This window comes from Streptomyces paradoxus (genome assembly GCF_014202475.1).
Lineage (GTDB): Bacteria > Actinomycetota > Actinomycetes > Streptomycetales > Streptomycetaceae > Streptomyces > Streptomyces paradoxus.
Map to the genome: position 1 here is coordinate 166,561 of NZ_JACHGV010000011.1, position 17,808 is coordinate 184,368.

At 74.9% G+C, this 17,808-nt stretch carries 18 protein-coding genes; 5 read left to right on the plus strand and 13 right to left on the minus strand.

Annotated features, from left to right (window positions below):
- Nucleotides 1-63 precede the first annotated feature (63 nt).
- Nucleotides 64-1,308, plus strand: a complete 1,245-nt coding sequence (locus tag HNR57_RS31170; RefSeq protein ID WP_246555131.1) for an MFS transporter — start codon at nucleotides 64-66, stop codon at nucleotides 1,306-1,308.
- 175 nt (nucleotides 1,309-1,483) lie between these two features.
- Here HNR57_RS31170 and rfaE2 read toward each other — a convergent pair whose 3' ends face one another.
- The 10 genes from rfaE2 to HNR57_RS31220 form a co-directional block, all read right to left on the minus strand.
- Nucleotides 1,484-2,881: a D-glycero-beta-D-manno-heptose 1-phosphate adenylyltransferase gene (rfaE2, locus tag HNR57_RS31175; RefSeq protein ID WP_184565257.1), complete on the minus strand. Its 1,398-nt coding sequence runs from the start codon at nucleotides 2,879-2,881 to the stop codon at nucleotides 1,484-1,486.
- Complete coding sequence (locus tag HNR57_RS31180; protein WP_184565259.1) at nucleotides 2,878-3,513, minus strand: D-sedoheptulose-7-phosphate isomerase; 636 nt, start codon at nucleotides 3,511-3,513, stop codon at nucleotides 2,878-2,880. Before HNR57_RS31180 ends, rfaE2 begins: the two co-directional genes overlap by 4 nt.
- A 107-nt stretch (nucleotides 3,514-3,620) precedes the next feature.
- On the minus strand, nucleotides 3,621-4,898 hold the full coding sequence (locus tag HNR57_RS31185; RefSeq protein ID WP_184565261.1) for a glycosyltransferase: 1,278 nt from the start codon (nucleotides 4,896-4,898) through the stop codon (nucleotides 3,621-3,623).
- On the minus strand, nucleotides 4,895-5,860 hold the full coding sequence (locus HNR57_RS31190; RefSeq protein WP_184565263.1) for a glycosyltransferase: 966 nt from the start codon (nucleotides 5,858-5,860) through the stop codon (nucleotides 4,895-4,897). Before HNR57_RS31190 ends, HNR57_RS31185 begins: the two co-directional genes overlap by 4 nt.
- Nucleotides 5,857-6,918, minus strand: coding sequence for a glycosyltransferase family 9 protein (locus tag HNR57_RS31195; protein ID WP_184565265.1), 1,062 nt, complete (start codon nucleotides 6,916-6,918; stop codon nucleotides 5,857-5,859). The genes HNR57_RS31190 and HNR57_RS31195 overlap by 4 nt, the downstream gene beginning before the upstream one ends.
- Nucleotides 6,915-7,523 (minus strand): D-glycero-alpha-D-manno-heptose-1,7-bisphosphate 7-phosphatase, encoded by a 609-nt coding sequence (locus HNR57_RS31200; protein ID WP_184565267.1) that lies wholly within the window; start codon nucleotides 7,521-7,523, stop codon nucleotides 6,915-6,917. Before HNR57_RS31200 ends, HNR57_RS31195 begins: the two co-directional genes overlap by 4 nt.
- Complete coding sequence (locus HNR57_RS31205) at nucleotides 7,520-8,593, minus strand: glycosyltransferase family 2 protein (RefSeq protein ID WP_184565269.1); 1,074 nt, start codon at nucleotides 8,591-8,593, stop codon at nucleotides 7,520-7,522. The genes HNR57_RS31200 and HNR57_RS31205 overlap by 4 nt, the downstream gene beginning before the upstream one ends.
- A complete protein-coding gene (locus HNR57_RS31210; protein ID WP_184565271.1) occupies nucleotides 8,590-10,266 on the minus strand; it encodes a carbamoyltransferase family protein in 1,677 nt (558 codons plus the stop codon). Before HNR57_RS31210 ends, HNR57_RS31205 begins: the two co-directional genes overlap by 4 nt.
- Nucleotides 10,267-10,331: 65 nt before the next feature.
- Nucleotides 10,332-11,297: an NAD-dependent epimerase/dehydratase family protein gene (locus tag HNR57_RS31215; RefSeq protein WP_184565273.1), complete on the minus strand. Its 966-nt coding sequence runs from the start codon at nucleotides 11,295-11,297 to the stop codon at nucleotides 10,332-10,334.
- 215 nt (nucleotides 11,298-11,512) lie between these two features.
- Nucleotides 11,513-12,040: a hypothetical protein gene (locus tag HNR57_RS31220; protein WP_184565275.1), complete on the minus strand. Its 528-nt coding sequence runs from the start codon at nucleotides 12,038-12,040 to the stop codon at nucleotides 11,513-11,515.
- 241 nt (nucleotides 12,041-12,281) lie between these two features.
- Here HNR57_RS31220 and HNR57_RS31225 point away from each other — a divergent pair, with 241 nt between their 5' ends.
- Nucleotides 12,282-12,914: a hypothetical protein gene (locus HNR57_RS31225; RefSeq protein WP_184565396.1), complete on the plus strand. Its 633-nt coding sequence runs from the start codon at nucleotides 12,282-12,284 to the stop codon at nucleotides 12,912-12,914.
- A complete protein-coding gene (locus HNR57_RS31230) occupies nucleotides 12,911-13,444 on the plus strand; it encodes a hypothetical protein (protein WP_184565277.1) in 534 nt (177 codons plus the stop codon). Before HNR57_RS31225 ends, HNR57_RS31230 begins: the two co-directional genes overlap by 4 nt.
- Nucleotides 13,445-13,459: 15 nt before the next feature.
- On the opposite strand, the gene HNR57_RS31235 is transcribed toward HNR57_RS31230, so the two are convergent.
- Complete coding sequence (locus tag HNR57_RS31235; protein WP_184565279.1) at nucleotides 13,460-13,783, minus strand: hypothetical protein; 324 nt, start codon at nucleotides 13,781-13,783, stop codon at nucleotides 13,460-13,462.
- A 128-nt stretch (nucleotides 13,784-13,911) separates the two neighbouring features.
- Here HNR57_RS31235 and HNR57_RS31240 point away from each other — a divergent pair, with 128 nt between their 5' ends.
- Complete coding sequence (locus tag HNR57_RS31240) at nucleotides 13,912-14,766, plus strand: fructosamine kinase family protein (RefSeq protein WP_184565281.1); 855 nt, start codon at nucleotides 13,912-13,914, stop codon at nucleotides 14,764-14,766.
- 4 nt (nucleotides 14,767-14,770) lie between these two features.
- Here the strand turns inward: HNR57_RS31240 and HNR57_RS31245 are convergent, their stop codons facing one another.
- The gene (locus HNR57_RS31245; protein WP_184565283.1) at nucleotides 14,771-16,429 is read right to left on the minus strand and encodes a catalase; all 1,659 of its coding nucleotides are present in this window, start codon (nucleotides 16,427-16,429) and stop codon (nucleotides 14,771-14,773) included.
- Between the two features lie 283 nt (nucleotides 16,430-16,712).
- Between HNR57_RS31245 and HNR57_RS31250 the strand changes: the two genes are divergently transcribed.
- On the plus strand, nucleotides 16,713-17,327 hold the full coding sequence (locus HNR57_RS31250) for a hypothetical protein (protein ID WP_313675265.1): 615 nt from the start codon (nucleotides 16,713-16,715) through the stop codon (nucleotides 17,325-17,327).
- 98 nt (nucleotides 17,328-17,425) lie between these two features.
- Here HNR57_RS31250 and HNR57_RS31255 read toward each other — a convergent pair whose 3' ends face one another.
- The gene (locus tag HNR57_RS31255) at nucleotides 17,426-17,662 is read right to left on the minus strand and encodes a hypothetical protein (RefSeq protein ID WP_184565285.1); all 237 of its coding nucleotides are present in this window, start codon (nucleotides 17,660-17,662) and stop codon (nucleotides 17,426-17,428) included.
- Nucleotides 17,663-17,808: the final 146 nt, after the last annotated feature.

Here is a 17,808-nt window from a genome sequence, read left to right on the forward strand (position 1 = left end):
TCCTCCCCCTCCCCTGCCCTGCCCGCCTCCCGCTCGCCCTGGCGGTCGCTGCGGTACCGCAGCATGCGCTGGTGGTCCGTCGCGAACTTCGTGTCGAACGCGGGTACGTGGATGCAGCTCACCGTGCAGAACCTGCTGGTCCTGCAGATCACCGGGTCCGCCGCCGCGACGGGTCTTTCCATGTCCGTGCAGGCCGCGCCGGCGTTGCTGATCAGCGTGCTGGGCGGGGCCGCCGTCGACCGGTGGCCGCGCAAACTGACGGCGGCCGTGAGCCAGGCGCTGCTCGGCGCGATCGCGTTCACCACGGCCGTCCTCGTGGCGCTGGACCGGATCGACATGACCTCGCTGATGGTGCTGGCCGCCGTCACGGGTGTCGTGGCGACCGTCGACAACCCGGCGTGCGCGCTGCTGGGCAACGACCTCGTGCCCGCGGAGGACGTGCCCTCGGCCATCGGTGTCGGGGCGCTGGTGCACCAGGCGGGCCGCTTGGTGGGAGCGGCCCTGGCCGGTGTGGCGGTCGGGTTCCTCGGCACTTCGGCCGCGTACTTCGCGAACGGGCTGTCGTTCCTGTTCGTGGCCTCGGTCATCCCGTTCCTGCGCCCCGCCGCCGGAGCGGCCCGGCACACCGGCCGGGAGCCCGGGGGCACCGGCCCGGACCTGACCGTGCGCGAGGGGCTGGCCTACTTCGTGCGGCGGCCGCGCCTGGTCGCGCTGGCGGGTGTGACCGGGATCAGCGCGGTGTTCGGCCGCAACTACGGGCTCACCCTGGCCGTACTGGTCACCGGGCCGCTCGCGGGAGGCGCCGGTTCGTTCGGCACGGTGTCGACCGTGCTCGCCGCCGGCGGCATCCTCGGCGCGGTACTGGGCGCGCGGCTGCGCCGGCCGTCCGTGCGGCTCGTGGGCGCGCTGGCGGCCGCGGGGGCGCTGCTGCAGGTGGTGGCGGGGCTGTCGCCGTCGCTGGCGGTGCTGATCGTGCTGGTCCTGCCCATGGCCGTCGTGGAATCCGTCTCCGACACCGCCGGCACGGCCGTCCTGCAGACCGACCCGCCTGCCCACCTGCGGGGACGGGTGCTGGGAGTGTGGGGCAGCATCGGCACGGTGTGGGGCCTGGGCGGCCCGCCCGCACTGGGCCTGCTCATGGAACTGGCCGGGCCCCGCGGCGCCCTCGTCACCGGCGGACTGCTCATCGCCGGAACGATCGGGACGGGCTCCCTGCTGCGCAGGCGCCGGGCCGCTTCCGCGCCGGTGGTCCTGCGCAAGGGCGACCACGAGATGCCGGGCCGGCCGGCTCTGACCCCGGCTGCCTGAGCGGCTCTCTGCCCGGGAGTGAGCCGGGCGCCGCACAGACGGCAGCCAGCGGCCCGCGGTGTCACGGCCGTGCTGCCACCGCCGGCCCACCGGACATCCGGCTCGGCGCCGAAGGCCCACGACCGGCTCGTCCGACGCACGGCGGACACCGGCGGCAGCACACCGCCCCGCCGCCCTACGAACGCGGCGCCGCCTCCGCCGCCACCGCCGCCCGGCGGGCCAGCAGGGTCGTGGAGCGGCCGTCGAGATAGGGCAGGACCACGGCCTGGCCGCCCCAGGTGCGGAGCACCTCCGCCTCGGGCAGGTCCTGGACGGAATAGTCGCCGCCCTTGACCCAGACGTCCGGCCGCAACCGGGCCAGTACCGTCTCGGGGGTGTCCTCCTCGAAGACCGCGACGGCGTCGACGCTGCCGAGCGCGGCCAGCACACGGGCACGGTCCGCCGCCGGGTTGAGCGGCCGGCCGGGGCCCTTGCGCCGGGCGACGGACGCGTCGGAGTTCAGGCAGACGATGAGGCAGTCGCCGATGCGGCGGGCGCTCTCCAGCAGGCCGACGTGACCGGCGTGCACCAGGTCGAAGCAGCCCCCGGTGGCGACGACGGTGCCGCCCCGGGACCTGACCCGCTCGGCCAGGCCGAACGCGTCGTGCGCGGGCTCGACCGTCGGGCCGGCCGCGGGCTCGGGCCGCCACAGGCCCGGGTTGCCCGCGCCGCCCGCCGCGACGAAGGCGGCCGCCTCGGCGACGGCCCGTTGTAGCGCCTCCTCGGGCAGCAGGCCGTCGGCGAGGGCCGCCGCCGTCGTGGCGGCGAAGCAGTCGCCCGCGCCACAGGGGTCCCCGGTGGCCCGGTAGGGCACGGGGACCAGCATCGGGGTGCCGGTGCCCGGCCGGACCAGCAGCACCCCGCGCTCGCCGAGGGTGACGGCGACACCGGCGGCACGCCAGCGCTCGGCCAGACGGGCCCCTCTCTCGATGAACGCGCCCAGCGTGGTCTCCCCGGAGCCGGGGTGCAGAGACCGTGCCTCGGCCGCGTTGGGCGTGACGAGGCGGGCTCCCGGCACGGGCGGGTCGCCGTTCGGATGCGGGTCCCACACCAGGGGGGTGCGGCGGGCGGCGTCCTCCAGGAGCGGCCGCAGGGCCCCGGCGGTGTGCCGGCCGTAGTCGGCGACCAGGACGGCGTGCGCGCCGGCCAGTGCGTCACGGACCGCGTCACCCGGTTCACCGGGGATGCCGCCGCCCCGGTCGATGCGGACCACCGGCCGCCCGCCCGCGAGGACGCGGGTCTTCACCGGCAGGGTGCCCTCCAGCGGGATCTCCAGCAGCCGGACCCGGCCGCGCAGGCCGCGTCGTACCTCCTCGCTGGCCTCGTCGTCGCCGAGCGCGGTCACCAGCGCCACGTCCCGGCCACCGCGGGCGGCCAGGGCGGCGGCCAGGCCCGCTCCGCCGGGGTGGCTGCGGTCGCCGGTGACGTCGACGACCGGGGCGGGGGCGTCCGGGGAGAGACGGGTGGAGACGCCCTCGATGTCCTCGTCGAGGAGCACGTCCCCCACGACGACGAGGGGGTGGGGCCCGGTCATGACGTGCTCCCGTGGGTGAGGACCGCGCGGCGTGCCGGCAGCGCGGACACGGCCGTGTCGAAGCACTCGCACAGCAGGTGCACGGCGACGAGATGGATCTCCTGGACATTGGCGGTGCTGCCCGCGTCGACGCACAGGGATGCGTGGGCGGCCTCCGCGAGGGGGTTGGGGCCGCGTCCGGTCAGGGCCCACACGCGCAGTCCTGCCTGCCGGGCGGTCACGGCGGCGGCGATGAGGTTGGGGCTGCGTCCGGAGGTGGAGAGCAGCATCAGGATGTCTCCCGGGCGGCCGTGGGCGGTGACCTGGCGGGCGTACACGTGGTCGAAGCCGTAGTCGTTGCCGATGGCGGTCATGCTGGACGTCTCGGCGTGCAGGGCGAGCGCGGAATAGGCGCGGCGTTCCCGGCGGTAGCGGCCGACCAGTTCGGCGGTGAGGTGCTGGGCCTGGGCGGCGCTGCCGCCGTTGCCCGCGGCCAGCAGCCGGCCGCCGCCGGTGAGGACGTCGGCGAGACGGCCGCCCCAGTCCGCGACCCGGTCCAGGCCGTGCCTGCGGAACCCTCCGAGGGCTTCCTCAAGGGACCGGCAGTGCAGTCGCGCGGTTTCCAGGACGGGGTGTGCGGGGGGTTCGCTCATGTCGATCGGGCGTCCCGCCGTGGGGGCGGCGGTGAACCCGCACCTCCTTCGGATGTCGGACGTCGGACGTCGGAGCCTGGCGGCTGCCGTCGGGCGGGGCCGGCCGGTCAGCCGGCCCGGGTCGCGGCGGCATCGGTGTCGAGGACTTCGCAGTAGGCGGCCTCGGTGGCGGCGGCGACCTGTCCCCAGCCGTAACGGCTCAGGACACGCCGGCGGCCGGCCGCACCGCAGGCCGCGCGGGCCGCCGGGTCGGCGAGCAGTGCGGCGACGGCAGCGGCCAGGGCCTCCGGGTCGCGGGGCGGCACCAGCCGCCCGGTTCCGGGGTCGGCGACCGTGTCGAGCTGCCCGCCGACCGCGCTGGCCACCACGGGCACTCCGCAGGCCATGGCCTCCAGCGGGACGATGCCGAAGGGTTCGTAGTCGGCGGGGCACACGACGACGTCCGCGGAGCGCAGCAGCGGCGGCACCTCCTCGCTGCAAAGGGCGCCGGTGAAACGGACGCGGTCGGCGACACCCGCGTCCCGGGCGATGCCGCGCAGCCGCCGCACCTCCGGGTCGCCGTCGAGCCGGCCGGCGGGCGGCCCGCCGACCACGACCAGCTCGGTGCCGGGCAGCCGGGCCAGCGCTGCGACGGCGACGGCGACGCCCTTGCGCGGCACCAGCCGGCCCACCTGGAGGATCCGGTGGGGGTACGGTCCGCGCGGCGCGGCCGGGCCCTTCGGGGTGAACCGGTCGGTGTCGACGCCGCACGGCACGATGCCGACCTGGTGCGGGGGAATGCCCATGAGGGCCAGTTCGCGGGCCTCGTCCCGGCAGGTGGCGATGACCCGGTCGCAGCCCAGCCCCACCTCGGTCTCGCCGGGGATCCGCTCCGGCGGGCTGGTGTCGGCGAGCCGCTGGTGCCGCCGCTTCACCGTGCCGAGGGCGTGGTAGGTGTGCAGCAGGGGCAGGCCGTGCTCGCGGGCCGCACGCAGGGCGGCCAGGCCCGACATCCAGTAGTGGGAGTGCACGACGTCGGGGGCCCAGGTGCGCCAGCCGCGGGCGAGGTGGCGGCCGAACTCGTCCATGTGCGGCAGGAGAGCGTCCTTGGGGAGCGGCTCGGCAGGCCCGGCGGGTACGTGGTGCACCTCCACGCCGTCGCGCAGCTCCACCCGGCAGGGCAGGTCGGTTGAGTCGCGGCGGGTGTGGACGGTGACGCGGTGGCCGCGGTCGGCCAGTGCGGCGGCGAGGCAGGCGACGTGGACGTTCTGCCCGCCGGCGTCGACACCGCCGAGTGCGGCCAGGGGGCTGGCGTGCTCGGAGACGAGCGCGATCGCGAGGACGCCCGGGTCGAGCGGGTCGCCGCCGAGCGGTCCGCCGGGGAGGGGGCTGAGGGACGGGGTCATGAGCACACCTCCGTGATCAGGCGCTCCCAGTCGGCCAGGAAGCGTTTGAGCCCGTAGCGTTCGAGGGCGGCCTGCCGGGCGCGGGCTCCGTCCGCGGCCGCCGCCTCCGGTTCGTGGAGGTAGCGGCGGGCGGCGCGGGCCAGGACGTCGGGGCGGGTGGTCAGGGTCCCGGCGGCGGGCGGGACCGCCTCGACCGCCTCGGTGGTGGCGAGCGCCAGCACGGGCAGACCGAGGTGCATCGCCTCCAGCAGGGACAGACCGAGGGAGGTCCAGCGCACCGGGTGCAGGTACATGCGGCGTTCGGCCAGGGCCGTGTGCAGCTCGCTCTGGGGCAGATCGGCCGTGCGGCAGCGGTCGGCCGGCAGGCCCAGGTGTCCGGCCAGGTCCTCGGTACCCATGCCGAAGACGTCGAGCGGCACGGCCTCGGCCAGGGCGGGCAGCAGGTCCGTTCCCGTGTGGCGGGCGCGCCGGACGGGTTCGTTGACGACGACGGCGGCACGGGCGAGCCTGCCGGTGTAGCGGTGGCCGGGGTCGACGATGCCGTGCTCGATCACCTCGGTGCGGGTGGTTCCGCAGTCCCAGAACAGCCGGTTGAAGTGGGTCACGTGCACGAGCGTCAGGTCGTCGCGTCCGGCGCACGGGTGCCGGGTGTCCGGCACGTCGCCGTCGGGCGCGTTGTGCTCCAGGTACACCGCGGGCACGTCCTGGCCGGGGCGGCGTCCGCCGAGCCACCGCTGCGCCAGCTCCCGCTCGTGCGGCCGCTGGAGAAGGACCAGGTCGACCGGCGTGTCACGGAGTTCGTCGGGAGTGACCTCGCGGACCGAGGCCGGCCAGGCGAAGGTGCGGGCCCGGCCGAGGCCGTCCGGGCCGCGGCCGGGGGTGACCGGGACGAGGTAGGTGTGCGGGCCCTGGACGAACGCGGTGGTCCAGGAGCCGTGCACGTGCCACAGCAGGATGTTCATACGGCCGCTCCTCGCTCGGTGTGTTCTCCCCGGTCGGCCGGGTGGTCCGTGAGGGCCGCCACGGCGGCGAGCACCTCGGCGTCGCCGATGCCGTCGAGGCAGGGGTGTCCCGGCACCGGGCAGTGCCGAGCCCTGGTGTCCGCGCACGCGGCGTGCGGGTCGCCGAGCAGGACGTGCGGTACGCCGTGGGGGGCCCACCGTTCGGCCGGCACGACCGGCGCGAAGAGGCTGACGACGGGGGTGCCCACGGCGGCGGCCAGGTGCGCCGGGCCGGTGTTGCCGGCCACCACGGCCCGGGCCGCTGCCAGGACCCCGGCCAGCTGCGGCAGGTCGGTGGCGCCGCCGAGGTCCAGGGCGTGCCGCCCGGCGACCCGGGCGGTCAGCTCGCGCTCGGCGCGCCCGCCGGTGACGACCACGCGGTGCCCCGCCGCGGACAGCGCGGCCGCGGCACGTGCCGCCCGGCCCGGTGTCCAGGCCCGTGCGGGCACGGCAGCGCCGGGATGGAGGACGACGTACGGTCCGGGGCCGGTGAGGTGGGTGGTGCGCGGGGGCGGCAGGACGCGCAGCCGGCCGTCGTCGCCGTGCGGGAGCTCGAAGCCTGCGGCACGGGCCAGGTCGAGGGCGGCCAGGGCCTCGTGGCGGCGTGGACGTCTGCGGTGCCGCAGGTCGAGGAGCGCGCCCGGGTAGTCCTCGCAGTCGGCGGCGGTCCGTCCGATCCCGGCCAGCTTCAGCAGGAGGGCGATCGGCAGCGGGCTCTGGTGGTACGACACCAGCACGATCGCCCGGTCGAAGCGGCCCGCCGTGAGCGTTTCCATCAGCTGCCGGGTGGCGGCCCGGGTGACCGGCGGCGGCTCCAGGCCGACCCAGGGGGCGTCGTAGGTCAGCACGTCGTCGACGCCGGGCAGCATCCGTCCGGCCGGGGCGCTCTGAGGTCCGCAGAGCAGCGCGGTGTACGAGGAACCGGCGGCGACGGCCCGCACGGCGGGGCCCGCCAGGAGTACGTCTCCGGAGCTGTCGAGGCGGACCACGAGGGTGCGGGGAAGGCGGGTGGGCGTCATCGCGGCTCCCGGGCCGCGACGGCCGGGGCAAGGACGAGACGCACGGCCGCCCGCAGGTCCGGTGCCGTGGCCTCGGCCTCTGCCGCCTCCTCGGCACGGGTGACGGCCGTGGGGACCAGAACTCCACGGGCCCCCGCGGCCCGCGCCGCCTCCATGTCGGCTCCGATGTCGCCGATGACGGCGGTGCGTTCCGGCGGGACGGCGAGCCGGCGGCACGCGGCCAGGATCAGGCCGGGGGCCGGTTTGCGGCAGTCGCAGCCCTCCTCCGGCGCGTGCGGGCACACGGCCCAGACGGCGAACGGCCCGAGCAGCTCCTCCACCCGCAGCCGTACGGCCTCGACGTCGCGGCGGGTCAGCAGGCCCCGGGCCACGCCCGACTGGTTGGTGACGACACCGACGGGCACCCCGGCGGTGCGCACGGCGTCCACGGCCTCCCGGGCACCGGGCATGAGCGCGACCCGCGACGGGTCACCGTTGTAGGGGACGTCGGCGACGAGCGTGCCGTCGCGGTCGAAGAGGACGGCCGCGGGCAGCGGGCCGCCCGGATCGCAGTAGCGCTGACGCACGTCCCCGGGGAGCAGCCAGGGGCCGGGGGGCGGCGTCATGACCGCAGCCGTTCCCGGGCCGCCGGGCGGGACCCGAGTGTCGGCTCTCCGCTGCCGGACGGGGTGTACGGCAGGGCCTTGCGGTGGACGACGCGCCCGCGCAGCCAGTGCCAGGTCGCGGCGGGCGGGACGAGGGCGCTGGTCACCGTCATGGTGAGCACCTCGTCGCGGGTGCCGGGCCCGGGCAGGATGCGGGCGAGGGCGAACTCGGCGGTGCCGGCGAGCCACGCGGCGGCGCAGACCGCGGCGGCCCCGTGCCGGCCGAGCAGGGCGCAGCCGAGCGCCGACGCCCCCGCCCCGGTCACCGCCAGGTGCAGGGGCAGGCGCCCGCGGTGGGCCTCCGCACGGCGCCACCAGTGACGGCCGTGCAGCCGGGTCATCAGCACGTCGTCGGCGTTGCCGGCCTGGAGGCGGACGGAGATCCAGCGCCCGGCCTGCCGTACGGGGTGGGTGGTGGTGCGACGGCCGGTGGTGAGGGTCCAGCCGGCGTCGAGCGTGCGCAGGGCGAGGTCGGCGTCCTCCCGGAAGGCCCGGCGGAAGCGTTCGTCGAATCCGCCGACGGCCGCCAGCGCGTCCCGGCGGTAGGCCATGTCGGCGGTGATCCAGCGGGCGTCGGCGAGACCGGCCGTGTTGCGTTCCCAGTCGGTGGGGCGCCGGCCGGCGGGCAGGGGCACCTCGATGCGGGCGGTGATGCCGGCGGTGCGCGCGGTCGCCGCCGCCAGGTCGAGGGTGAGGTCGTCGCCCCAGGTGGGACCGGGTACGACGTCGTCGTCGAGGAAGACGATCCAGGGCACGTCGCCGGCGGCCCGCCAGCCGAGGTTGCGTGCGGCGGCGGGTCCGCGGGCCCGGCCGGGCACGACGACGGTGCGCGAGCGCAGGGACGGCGGGACGACGGCGGTGAGGGCGATCCGGTCCGTGCCGGGCCGGTCGTCGACGAGGACGATCCGGGCCGGGCCGGGCCCGGTGGCCTCGGCGAGGGCGTGCAGGCAGGCGCCCAGGCTGGGCCGTCCGAGAGTCGGGATCACCACGGCGTACTCGGCTGCGGGCGGCGGGGCGCCGGGTGCGGTCATCGGGGGCATCCGGCGTCGTCGCTGCGGGAGTCGGTTCGGAAGAGGTCGCCGCGCCGGATCGCGTACGGGCCGATGGCCAGCAGGTCGACGGGCGAGGAGCCGAAGCACTCCAGGGCGTCGCGCGGATCGTCGACCATGGGCCGGCCGGCCGTGTTGAGGCTGGTGTTGACGACCACGGGCAGGCCGGTGAGCCGCTCGAACTCGCCGAGCATGGCGGCGACCAGGGGTTCGCGATCCGGGTCGACGGTCTGGATGCGGGCGGTGCCGTCGACGTGCACGACCGCGGGGACGCGCTCCCGCCACGCCGGGGCCACGTCGTGGACGAACAGCATGTACGGGCTGGGCAGCGGGCCGTCGAAGAGGTCGGCGGCACGGTCGGCGAGGACCATGGGGGCGACGGGCCGGAACTGTTCGCGGCCCTTGACGTCGTTGAGCCGTTCCAGGTTGCCCGCGTGCCCGGGGTGGGCCAGCAGGGAGCGGTGGCCCAGGGCCCGGGGGCCGTACTCGGAGCGGCCCTGGAACCAGGCGACGATCCTGTTGCCGGCGAGGGCGCGGGCGACGGTCGCGGCGATGTCCGGGGGCCGTTCGAAGGGGACGGCCGCCGTCTTCAGCCAGGCTCCGAGCTCGGCGTCCGACCACTCCCGGCCGAGGTCGGCACCGGTCATGGGCTCCGGCTCGTCGCCCTCCGCGGCGGACAGCAGCAGGGCGCCGCCCAGGGCGGTCCCGGCGTCGCCCGCGGCGGGCTGCACCCACACCCGGGAGAAGGGTCCCTCGCGGGCGATGCGGGAGTTGGCGACGCAGTTCAGGGCGACGCCGCCGGCCAGGGTGAGTACCCGGTCGTGGGTCCGGCCGTGCAGCCAGCGCACCAGGTCGAGCAGGGTCTCCTCCAGCACGGCCTGCGCACTGGCGGCGACGTCGGCGTGGTCCTGTGTCCACGGCTCCTCGGGCCCGCGGGGCGGACACAGCTCGTGCCAGGGCACGCCGGTGGCGTGGAAGCCGCCGTCTCCGGTGGGGTACACGTGGCGGCGCAGTTCGGCGCGCATGCGCGGCCTGCCGTGGGAGGCGAGGGCCATGACCTTGAACTCGTCGGAGGAGCGCAGGAAGCCGAGGTGTTCGGTGAGTTCCTCGTAGACCAGGCCGAGCGAGTGCGGCAGGTCCTGGGCGTGCAGTGCCTCCAGGCGGTGGCCCACGCGGCGGGCGGCCAGGTGGGAGGCGCGCTCGCCGCGGCCGTCGAGGACGAGGACGGAGGAGTTCCCGGCGTCCGGTGCGGCGAAGGCGCTGGAGGCGGCGTGGGCCATGTGGTGCGGTACGAAGCGGACGAGGCCGGGGTCGAGACCGGGCAGGGCGGTCTTCAGGAAGGCGGGTGCCTCGCGGGCGTAGGTCAGCCGCAGGTGGTCCCACGGGTCGTCCAGCCCCATCTCCTGGGCGGGCCGGGCGAGTCGGGGGTCGAAGGAGTAGGTGACCGCGTCGAGGTCCTGCGGGCGCAGCCCGGCCCGCTTCAGGCACCAGGCCGCGGCCTGTTCGGGCAGTTCCCAGGCGGAGAACGGCAGGGGCCTCTTGCCGTGCTTGCGCCGGGAGAACCGCTCCTCCTCCGCGGCGGCTACGGTCCGTCCGTCGATCACCAGGGCGGCGGCGGGGTCGTGGAAGAGGGCGTTGATTCCGAGGATGCGCATGGGGAGGCGGGCCTTTCGGCGGTCGGGGACACCCGGGCGCGGGGGTGCGGGGTGCCCGGGCGGGGTCACTCCTCGGTACCGGCCTCGCGGAACCATGCGATGGTGCGCCGCAGCCCCTCCTCGGCGCGGACCTGCGGGTCCCAGCCGAGCTTGTCGCGGGCCAGGGTGATGTCCGGGCAGCGCACGGCCGGATCGTCCACCGGCCGTTCGATGTAGCGGATCTCCGAGGACGACTCGGCGAGTTCGACGACCAGGCGTGCCAGGTCGAACATGGTGATCTCGGTCGGGTTGCCGATGTTGACGGGGCCGCGCATGCCGTGGGCGGCGGCGGCGAGGATGCCGCGCACGGTGTCGTCGACGTAGCACAGCGACCGGGTCTGGCGGCCGTCGCCGGTCACGGTGAGGGGCTCGCCGGCCAGGGCCTGCCGTACGAAGGTGGGTACCGCGCGTCCGTCGTGGCCGCGCATCCGGGGGCCGTAGGTGTTGAACAGCCGCACGATGCAGGTGTCGGTGCCCTGGGCGTCGGCGTAGGCGGTGCTCAGTGCCTCGCCGAATCGTTTGGCCTCGTCGTAGACGCTGCGCGGGCCGACGGGGTTGACGTTGCCCCAGTAGCGCTCGTCCTGGGGGTTCTGCTGCGGGTCGCCGTAGACCTCGGAGGTCGAGGCGAGGACGAAGCGGGCTCGGGAGGAGTGCGCGAGTTCCAGGGCGTTGCGGGTGCCGAGGCTGCCGGTCTCCATCGTGTGCAGCGGGAGGCGCAGGTAGTCCGCGGGGGACGCCGGCGAGGCGAAGTGCAGGACGAGGTCCGGCGGCCGCTTGATCCGCAGGCCCTCGGCGACGTCGGCCTGGACGAGCTTGAAGCCGGGCTGTTCGAGCAGCGGCGATATGTTCTCGGGCCGGCCGGTGCTGAAGTCGTCCACACAGGTGACGGCAGCGCCCGCGTCCAGCAGGGCGGCGCACAGATGGGAGCCGACGAACCCGGCGCCGCCGGTGACGACGGCGTGTTCCCAGTTGCGTGAGAGGGCGGTGGTCATGCGGTCACTCCTCCGTCGGCGGTGGCGCGCGGCACGGGGGCCGCGCCTCGGTCCGGCGAAACCGGTCGCCTGAAGGCCGTCGAGCCCACGCTCAGCCTCCGACGGCCGTGCGCGCACGGCACGGTCACGTAGGGCGAACGGGTGAGTCACGGAGGGTGAGAAAAGGAGGGCGTCGCGCTGTCGGCTGAGGTCGGGGCGGAGGAAGCCCGGAGGTGTCAGGCGATCAGGGTGCGGCCCGGGTTCAGGCGGTCGAGGAGCTGGTCCTGGTGCAGGCCGGCGACGGGGGCGAGGAGGTCCGGGTGGCGCAGCAGGGCCGCTGCGCTCCGGTCGCCGGCGTCGGGGGCGACCAGACGGCGGAACTCGGCCGGCGCCGCGGAGCTGTGGCCGCCGTCGGCGAGGGCGGCCACGGCCCGGGCCGCCAGTTCCGGGTCGGTCAGCAGACAGGCCGCCCAGCTGGCCACGACCTCGTCCACCCAGGTGCGCCACGCGTGTGCGTCCGTGTCGTCGCCCAGGGCAGCGTCGGCGCCGGTGACCCAGTCCAGCCGCCCGGAGCCGCCGGGTCCGGCCAGGTCGAGCAGGGCGGCGTCCAGCGCCGTCGGGTACCTGAGCCAGGCCGCGACCGTCACGGCCTGCCGGGCCTGGACCTCGCACAGGACGGAGGCCAGGGCGCCGCCGGAGGCGGGGAAGGCGCGGGTCAGCCACTGGGCGGTGGCCGCGATGACCGGGGAGAGATCTGCTTGCACTGCCGGGCCGTCCGAGGGGAGGGAGCGGGGATCTGGTCGTAGACGGTAACCGGCGTTTCCCGTGCCCGGACGTGAGCGGGACCTCGTCCGGCACGTGGCCTCGGCCACACCGGCCGACGGTGCGACGCCGCGCCGCGGCGGCGGCTCGTTTCGCGGCAGAGGGGCCGGGCACCCGGCCCGCGTGTTCCCCCACGCTCGCGAATCCGCTGGTCCGGCCCGGCGTGCGGGCACCCGGCCGCCGGTGTTCCCGCTGCGCTTCGACGGCTGGATCGCCGGGATCGGCACGACGTCCGGTGCCCGCGTGGTGCTCGGACACTGGCCGCGGTCGCCGTGGGGGCCGTTCAGCGACGTGATGGTCGAAGCGGCCGACGGGCGCCGGCTGCTGCTGGCGCCCACCGGCGAGACGGCGGACTTCGTCGCCGGTACGTACGTGTTCGACGAGGTGCGGGTCGTACCGGTGGAGGTGCGGATCGCCGACCGCAGGCACTGGACCGTCACCGCCCCGCCGCTCCACCTGCGCTTCAGCACCGGCCGCCGGAGCCTGCCGGGCCTGGCGCTGCGGGCGGTCCCGGGCCGGCTCGCCACCCGTCCCGGCTGGATCGCGCTGTGGGACCGGCCCGCCCGTCTGCTGCTGGGAGCACGCACCCACGGCAGTGCCCGGGCCGGACGACACCAGTGGTACGGCGCCCGGGATCTGCACCCGGTCACCTCGGCCACCGTCACCTACGAGGGCGAGAGCCTCGGCGCCCTCGCCCCGGTCGAGCCCCCCGTGCGCTTCGGCACCGGCTCGACACCCCGCCCTCCCAGCCTCGTACGGATCACCACGACGGTGACCGTGCAGCAGGACCGGAGTACGACAGGAGCCGCGTCATGACGGAACAGCGAGCGGATTCGCCGGGCGCCCGGCGTGCCCCGGCCACCGACATGTCCCTGCTGGGCATCTACCTCAACGACCATCTCGCCGGTGCCACCGCCGGGACCGCGCGGGTGCGCTACCTGCTGCGCTCGTGCCGCGGCTCGGGGCTCGCCGCCGCGCTGGCCCCGGTCGCCGCCGAGATCGCCGACGACCGGACGAGCCTGCTCCACGTCATGCGGCGCCTGGACGTCCCGGTACGCCGTTACAAGGTCTACGCGGGCCGGGCGGCCGAGCAGGTGGGGCGGCTGAAGAGCAACGGCAGTCTGGTACGGCGGTCCCCGCTGAGCACACTGTGGGAGCTGGAAGCGCTGGCGCTCGGGGTGGAGGGCAAGATGGCGGGCTGGGAGACGCTGCGCGATCTGGCCGGCACGGACGAACGCCTCGACGCCCGGCAGCTCGACGAGCTCATCGAACGGGCCCGGCGGCAGCACGCCACGCTGGAGGCGCTGCGCCACAAGCAGGTCCTGGTCGCCTTCCGCGCGGCCTGAGGGGCCGGGCCGCCCTCACCAGAACCTGCTGCTGAGGGCGGGCTGATGGGCCAGTTGTACGGCGTCGCGCAGCTGCAGCGCGACCGTGATGGTGGCGCGCAGGGCGGACGGGCGTACGGTCTGGGCGGTCTCGGTGGCGAGCACCAGCAGGCAGGCCGCCGCCTGTTCGACGACCGGGACCGGCAGGATGAAGTCGTTGTCGGCGGCCGAGCTGAACGCCTTCAGGGGGATCGCGGCTCCGTCGATGGCCCGGTGCGCGGCCTGCTCCAGGTGCTGTGCGGCCTGTTCGCAGACGGGGGCGGGCAGGGCGATGGTGCGCTGGAACGGTGAACTCGTCATGACCTGACTGCTCCCCCGGCGGTGGCCGGTTCTGTCGGCCGGCGGCGGGATTTCACCGTCCCGCGTGACCGGGGCGTGGCGCATGTCCTGGAGTCGGAACGCCCTTTGAGGGCGGGGAAGGAGCTCGTATGACCGTCTGTTCCGATCTCGTGGCCCGGCTCACCGGGCGAGCGGTCAGCGGTGAGAGGCCGCTGTCGGGGACTCTCACCGAGGTCACCCTCGACGACGGGCGGGTCCTGGTCGTCAAGCGGTCGGGTGCACCGGGGGCGGCACGGGCCGAGGCGGCGGGGCTGCGGTGGCTGACCGCTGCCGGGAGCGTCCGGCTGCCGGAGGTGCACGGACACGAGGAGGGCCTGCTGGTCATCGACCGGGTTCCGCAGGGGCGGCCGGGCCGGGAGGCGGCGGTGCGGTTCGGCCGGGACCTCGCGGCGCTGCACGCCGCCGGGGCACCCGCGTTCGGGGCGCCGCCACCGGACGGGCCGGTGGACGCGTACATCGGGCTCGCGCCGATGCGCAACGAGCCGGGCGCCGACTGGCCGCACTGGTACGCCGAACAGCGCGTGCTGCCCTACCTGCGGCGGGCGGTCGACCAGGGCGCGGTCCTGGCCGGTGAGGCGACCGTCGTGGAGCGTCTGTGCGAGCGCCTGCCCGCATTGGCAGGGCCGGCCGAGCCGCCCGCGCGGCTGCACGGCGACCTGTGGAGCGGCAACGTGCTGTGGGCGGCCGACGGGCAGGTGCGGCTGATCGATCCGGCCGCGCACGGCGGGCACCGGGAGACGGATCTGGCGATGCTGCGTCTGTTCGGCTGTCCCCATCTGGAGCGGGTGCTGGACGGCTACCAGGAGGTGGCGCCGCTCGCGGACGGGTGGGCGGGGCGCGTCGGCGTGCACCAGCTGTTCCCGTTGCTGGTGCACGCCGTGCTGTTCGGCCGGGGCTACGCGGAACAGGCCCTCGCGGCGGCCCGTTCGGCCCTGGAGGCTTGACCCGTCAGCGGGTCACGACGTGCCGTTCGTCGGGGACGCAGTGGGTCATCGTGAGGCCCTCCACGTCGCGCGGCTCGTTCTTCCCGAGGCTGGCGAGGCGCTCGCGGTCCTCGTCCGTGAGGTCCTGGCTCGCCAGCGGCTCCAGGCCGGCCACGTCCTCCGGGCCGATGCCCAGTCCTTCGCCGACCCGCAGGCCGAGGTCGTTCTCCACGAGCAGGAAGTGCCAGACCATGCGCTCCTGGATCGCCCGGTCGCACTGGGACAGTTGACCGATGAAGTTCTTCACCAGGTCGTCGCGCTCCCAGTCCTCCAGCAGCAGATAGCGCTGCCCGGCCTGGAGGTAGTCGTTCGTGCGGGGGATGCGCTTGCGGGTGAGCCGGCCGGTGATCTGCGGGCCCTGCTCGTCGTGGGTCGGGTAGCGGGCCTCGCGCAGGCCGCCGGTGATGGACGGCTCGTAGTTGACCTGCGGGTTCTCTCCCCCGCCGTCCACGTGGTAGGTCATCTGGCCGTCGCGCTGGTTGGTGCGCACGTCCGCGTTCTTGGCCTGGTTGACGGGCAGCTGCAGGTAGTTCGCGCCGACCCGGTAGCGCTGGGTGTCGCTGTAGGAAAAGGTCCGGCCGATGAGCATCTTGTCGTCGGAGAAGTCCAGGCCGTCGACGAGGACGCCGGTGCCGAAGGAGATCTGCTCGTTCTCGGCGAAGAAGTCCCGCGGCATCCGGTCGAGCACCATCCGGCCCACCGGCTTCGGCGGGAAGTCCTGCTCGGGCCAGGTCTTGGTGTCGTCCAGGGGGTCGAAGTCGAGCTCCGGGTGGTCGTGGTCGTCCATCATCTGGACGAGCAGCTCCCACTCCGGCAGGTCACCGTGGGCGACGGCCTCGTACAGGTCCTTGGTGGCGTGGCCGAGGGTGTCGGCCTGGACGTTGGCCGCGTCCTCCTCGGTCATGCTGCGCACGCCCTGCTTGGGCATCCAGTGGTACTTGACGAGCTTGGTCTCGCCGTCGGGGTTCACCCACTTGTAGGTGTTGACGCCGAAACCCTGCATGTGGCGGTAGTCGGCGGGGATGCCGCGCGGGCTGAACAGGTTGACCAGCATGTGCATCGCCTCGGGCGTCTGCGACATGAAGTCGAAGATGCGGCCCGGCCGCTGTTCGAAGGTCACCGGGTCCGGTTTGAGGGCGTGGATGACGTCGGGGAACTTGATGGCGTCGCGGATGAAGAAGACACCCAGGTTGTTGCCGACCAAATCCCAGTTGCCGTCCTCGGTGTAGAACTTGACGGCGAAACCACGCGGGTCGCGGGCGGCCTCGGAGGAGTCGCGGCCGCCGATGACGGTGGAGAAGCGGACGGCGACGTCCGTGCGCTTGCCGCGCTCCTGGAAGAGCCTGGCCCGGGTGTAGCGGCTGATCGGCTCGTCACCCCAGGTGCCGTAGGCCTCGAAGTGACCGTAGGCGGTGACGCCGCGGGCGTGCACGACACGTTCGGGGATGCGCTCCCGGTCGAAGTGGCTGATCTTCTCCAGGAGCTGGTAGTTCTCCAGCGTGGCGGGGCCGCGGGCGCCTACGGTGCGCTGGTTCTGGTTGTCGTAGACCGGATGGCCCTGGCGGTTGGTGAGTACCTTGCGGTCGTCGCCCGGAGCGGGGCCGGTACCGGATACGTCCGTCATATGCGTGGGCTCCTTCGGCTCGTGACCGGCGGCCGGCCGGGCCGGTGCCGTGAGCGGCCGCCCGGCCGGTCCTGGCGGGACGGGCCGGGTACCCGGCGGGGCGGGGTCACTCACGTGCCGGCTGACCGGGCGGGCCGTTACGGCGCAGGGGCCTCGCCGGTGTGCGGGCCGGTGCTCAGCCAGAGGGCGATCGACTCCTTCTCGCCCGGGATGCCATGGTGGGCTGCCGGCATCGTGGCATCCGCCACTGACGACCGGGCCGGGCCACGGGAAAGGGACAGGCGTGCGGCACGTCTACTGGATCGGGGGCGGGAGCGGCGCGGGCAAGTCCACCATCGCCCGCCGCCTCGCGGGCCGGCACGGCTGGCGTCTCTACGCGACCGACGACGTGATGGCGGATCACGCGCGCCGGACCACCGCCGCGGAGGCGCCGCTCCTGCACGAGTTCATGGCCATGGACATGGACCAGCGGTGGGTCGACCGGTCCCCCCGGACCATGCTCGAGACGTTCCACTGGTTCCGGGGCGAGGCCTTCGGCCTGATCGTCGAGGATCTCGCGCGGATGCCCACGGAGACGCCTGTCGTCGTCGAGGGATTCCGCCTGCTGCCGCACCTGGTGCAGCCGCTGCTCACCGGGCCCGGCCACGCCGTCTGGCTGCTTCCCACGCCGGAATTCCGCCAGGTCGCGTTCAAGAGCCGTGCCACAGCCGAGGGGAGTTTCACCGAGCGGACCGGTGATCCGAGGCGGGCGGAGCACGACGTCGCCGTCCGGGACGCCCTGTTCACCGAGCGGCTGCGCGAGGAGACCGCGCGTCTGGGGCTGCCCGCCGTCACGGTGGACGGCACGCTGACGGAGGACGAACTCACCGAGCGGGTCAGCGCGATCTTCCGGCTCTGACCCGGGGGCTCTGCCGGGGTCTGGCCCTGACACGGAGGCGCTGACGCGGAGGAAGGCCCGCACCCCGCGGGGCCCGGGCCTTCGTGGGCCGGTGAGCCTCAGCCTCCGTCGAGGCGGGCGCGCAGCAGCCCCTTGCCCAGTTCGGCGCCCTTGCGGCTGTCCGCCTGGGCCTTGCGGAACAGGTCCGCGACCTCGGTGTCCTTGGCGCGTTCCGCGTCCTGGATGTAGCTCTCCAGGCGCAGAGCATTGTTCAGGCACGCCTCGACATACCAGATCAGGTTGTAGTCCTTGTCCTGCGTACCGGTCACACCGCCGGTTTCCGATTCGCTGCTCATCCGGGCCTCCTTGTCGCGGAGCGGACCTCTTCAGGCGCCGGACGGGTACCCGTCCTCACGTGGGACACACAGCCCGGCCCTGTCACCTGGAGTGACCACCGGGACACGGCCAAGCACACCGACCGGTCAAACCCGTACGCACCACC

Coding starts and splice junctions, on each gene's coding strand:
- HNR57_RS31170 (WP_246555131.1), top strand. CDS start 64: ATGCGCTGGTGGTCCGTCGCGAACTTCGTGTCGAACGCGGGTACGTGG.
- rfaE2 (WP_184565257.1), bottom strand. CDS start 2,881: ATGACCGGGCCCCACCCCCTCGTCGTCGTGGGGGACGTGCTCCTCGAC.
- HNR57_RS31180 (WP_184565259.1), bottom strand. CDS start 3,513: ATGAGCGAACCCCCCGCACACCCCGTCCTGGAAACCGCGCGACTGCAC.
- HNR57_RS31185 (WP_184565261.1), bottom strand. CDS start 4,898: ATGACCCCGTCCCTCAGCCCCCTCCCCGGCGGACCGCTCGGCGGCGAC.
- HNR57_RS31190 (WP_184565263.1), bottom strand. CDS start 5,860: ATGAACATCCTGCTGTGGCACGTGCACGGCTCCTGGACCACCGCGTTC.
- HNR57_RS31195 (WP_184565265.1), bottom strand. CDS start 6,918: ATGACGCCCACCCGCCTTCCCCGCACCCTCGTGGTCCGCCTCGACAGC.
- HNR57_RS31200 (WP_184565267.1), bottom strand. CDS start 7,523: ATGACGCCGCCCCCCGGCCCCTGGCTGCTCCCCGGGGACGTGCGTCAG.
- HNR57_RS31205 (WP_184565269.1), bottom strand. CDS start 8,593: ATGACCGCACCCGGCGCCCCGCCGCCCGCAGCCGAGTACGCCGTGGTG.
- HNR57_RS31210 (WP_184565271.1), bottom strand. CDS start 10,266: ATGCGCATCCTCGGAATCAACGCCCTCTTCCACGACCCCGCCGCCGCC.
- HNR57_RS31215 (WP_184565273.1), bottom strand. CDS start 11,297: ATGACCACCGCCCTCTCACGCAACTGGGAACACGCCGTCGTCACCGGC.
- HNR57_RS31230 (WP_184565277.1), top strand. CDS start 12,911: ATGACGGAACAGCGAGCGGATTCGCCGGGCGCCCGGCGTGCCCCGGCC.
- HNR57_RS31235 (WP_184565279.1), bottom strand. CDS start 13,783: ATGACGAGTTCACCGTTCCAGCGCACCATCGCCCTGCCCGCCCCCGTC.
- HNR57_RS31240 (WP_184565281.1), top strand. CDS start 13,912: ATGACCGTCTGTTCCGATCTCGTGGCCCGGCTCACCGGGCGAGCGGTC.
- HNR57_RS31245 (WP_184565283.1), bottom strand. CDS start 16,429: ATGACGGACGTATCCGGTACCGGCCCCGCTCCGGGCGACGACCGCAAG.
- HNR57_RS31255 (WP_184565285.1), bottom strand. CDS start 17,662: ATGAGCAGCGAATCGGAAACCGGCGGTGTGACCGGTACGCAGGACAAG.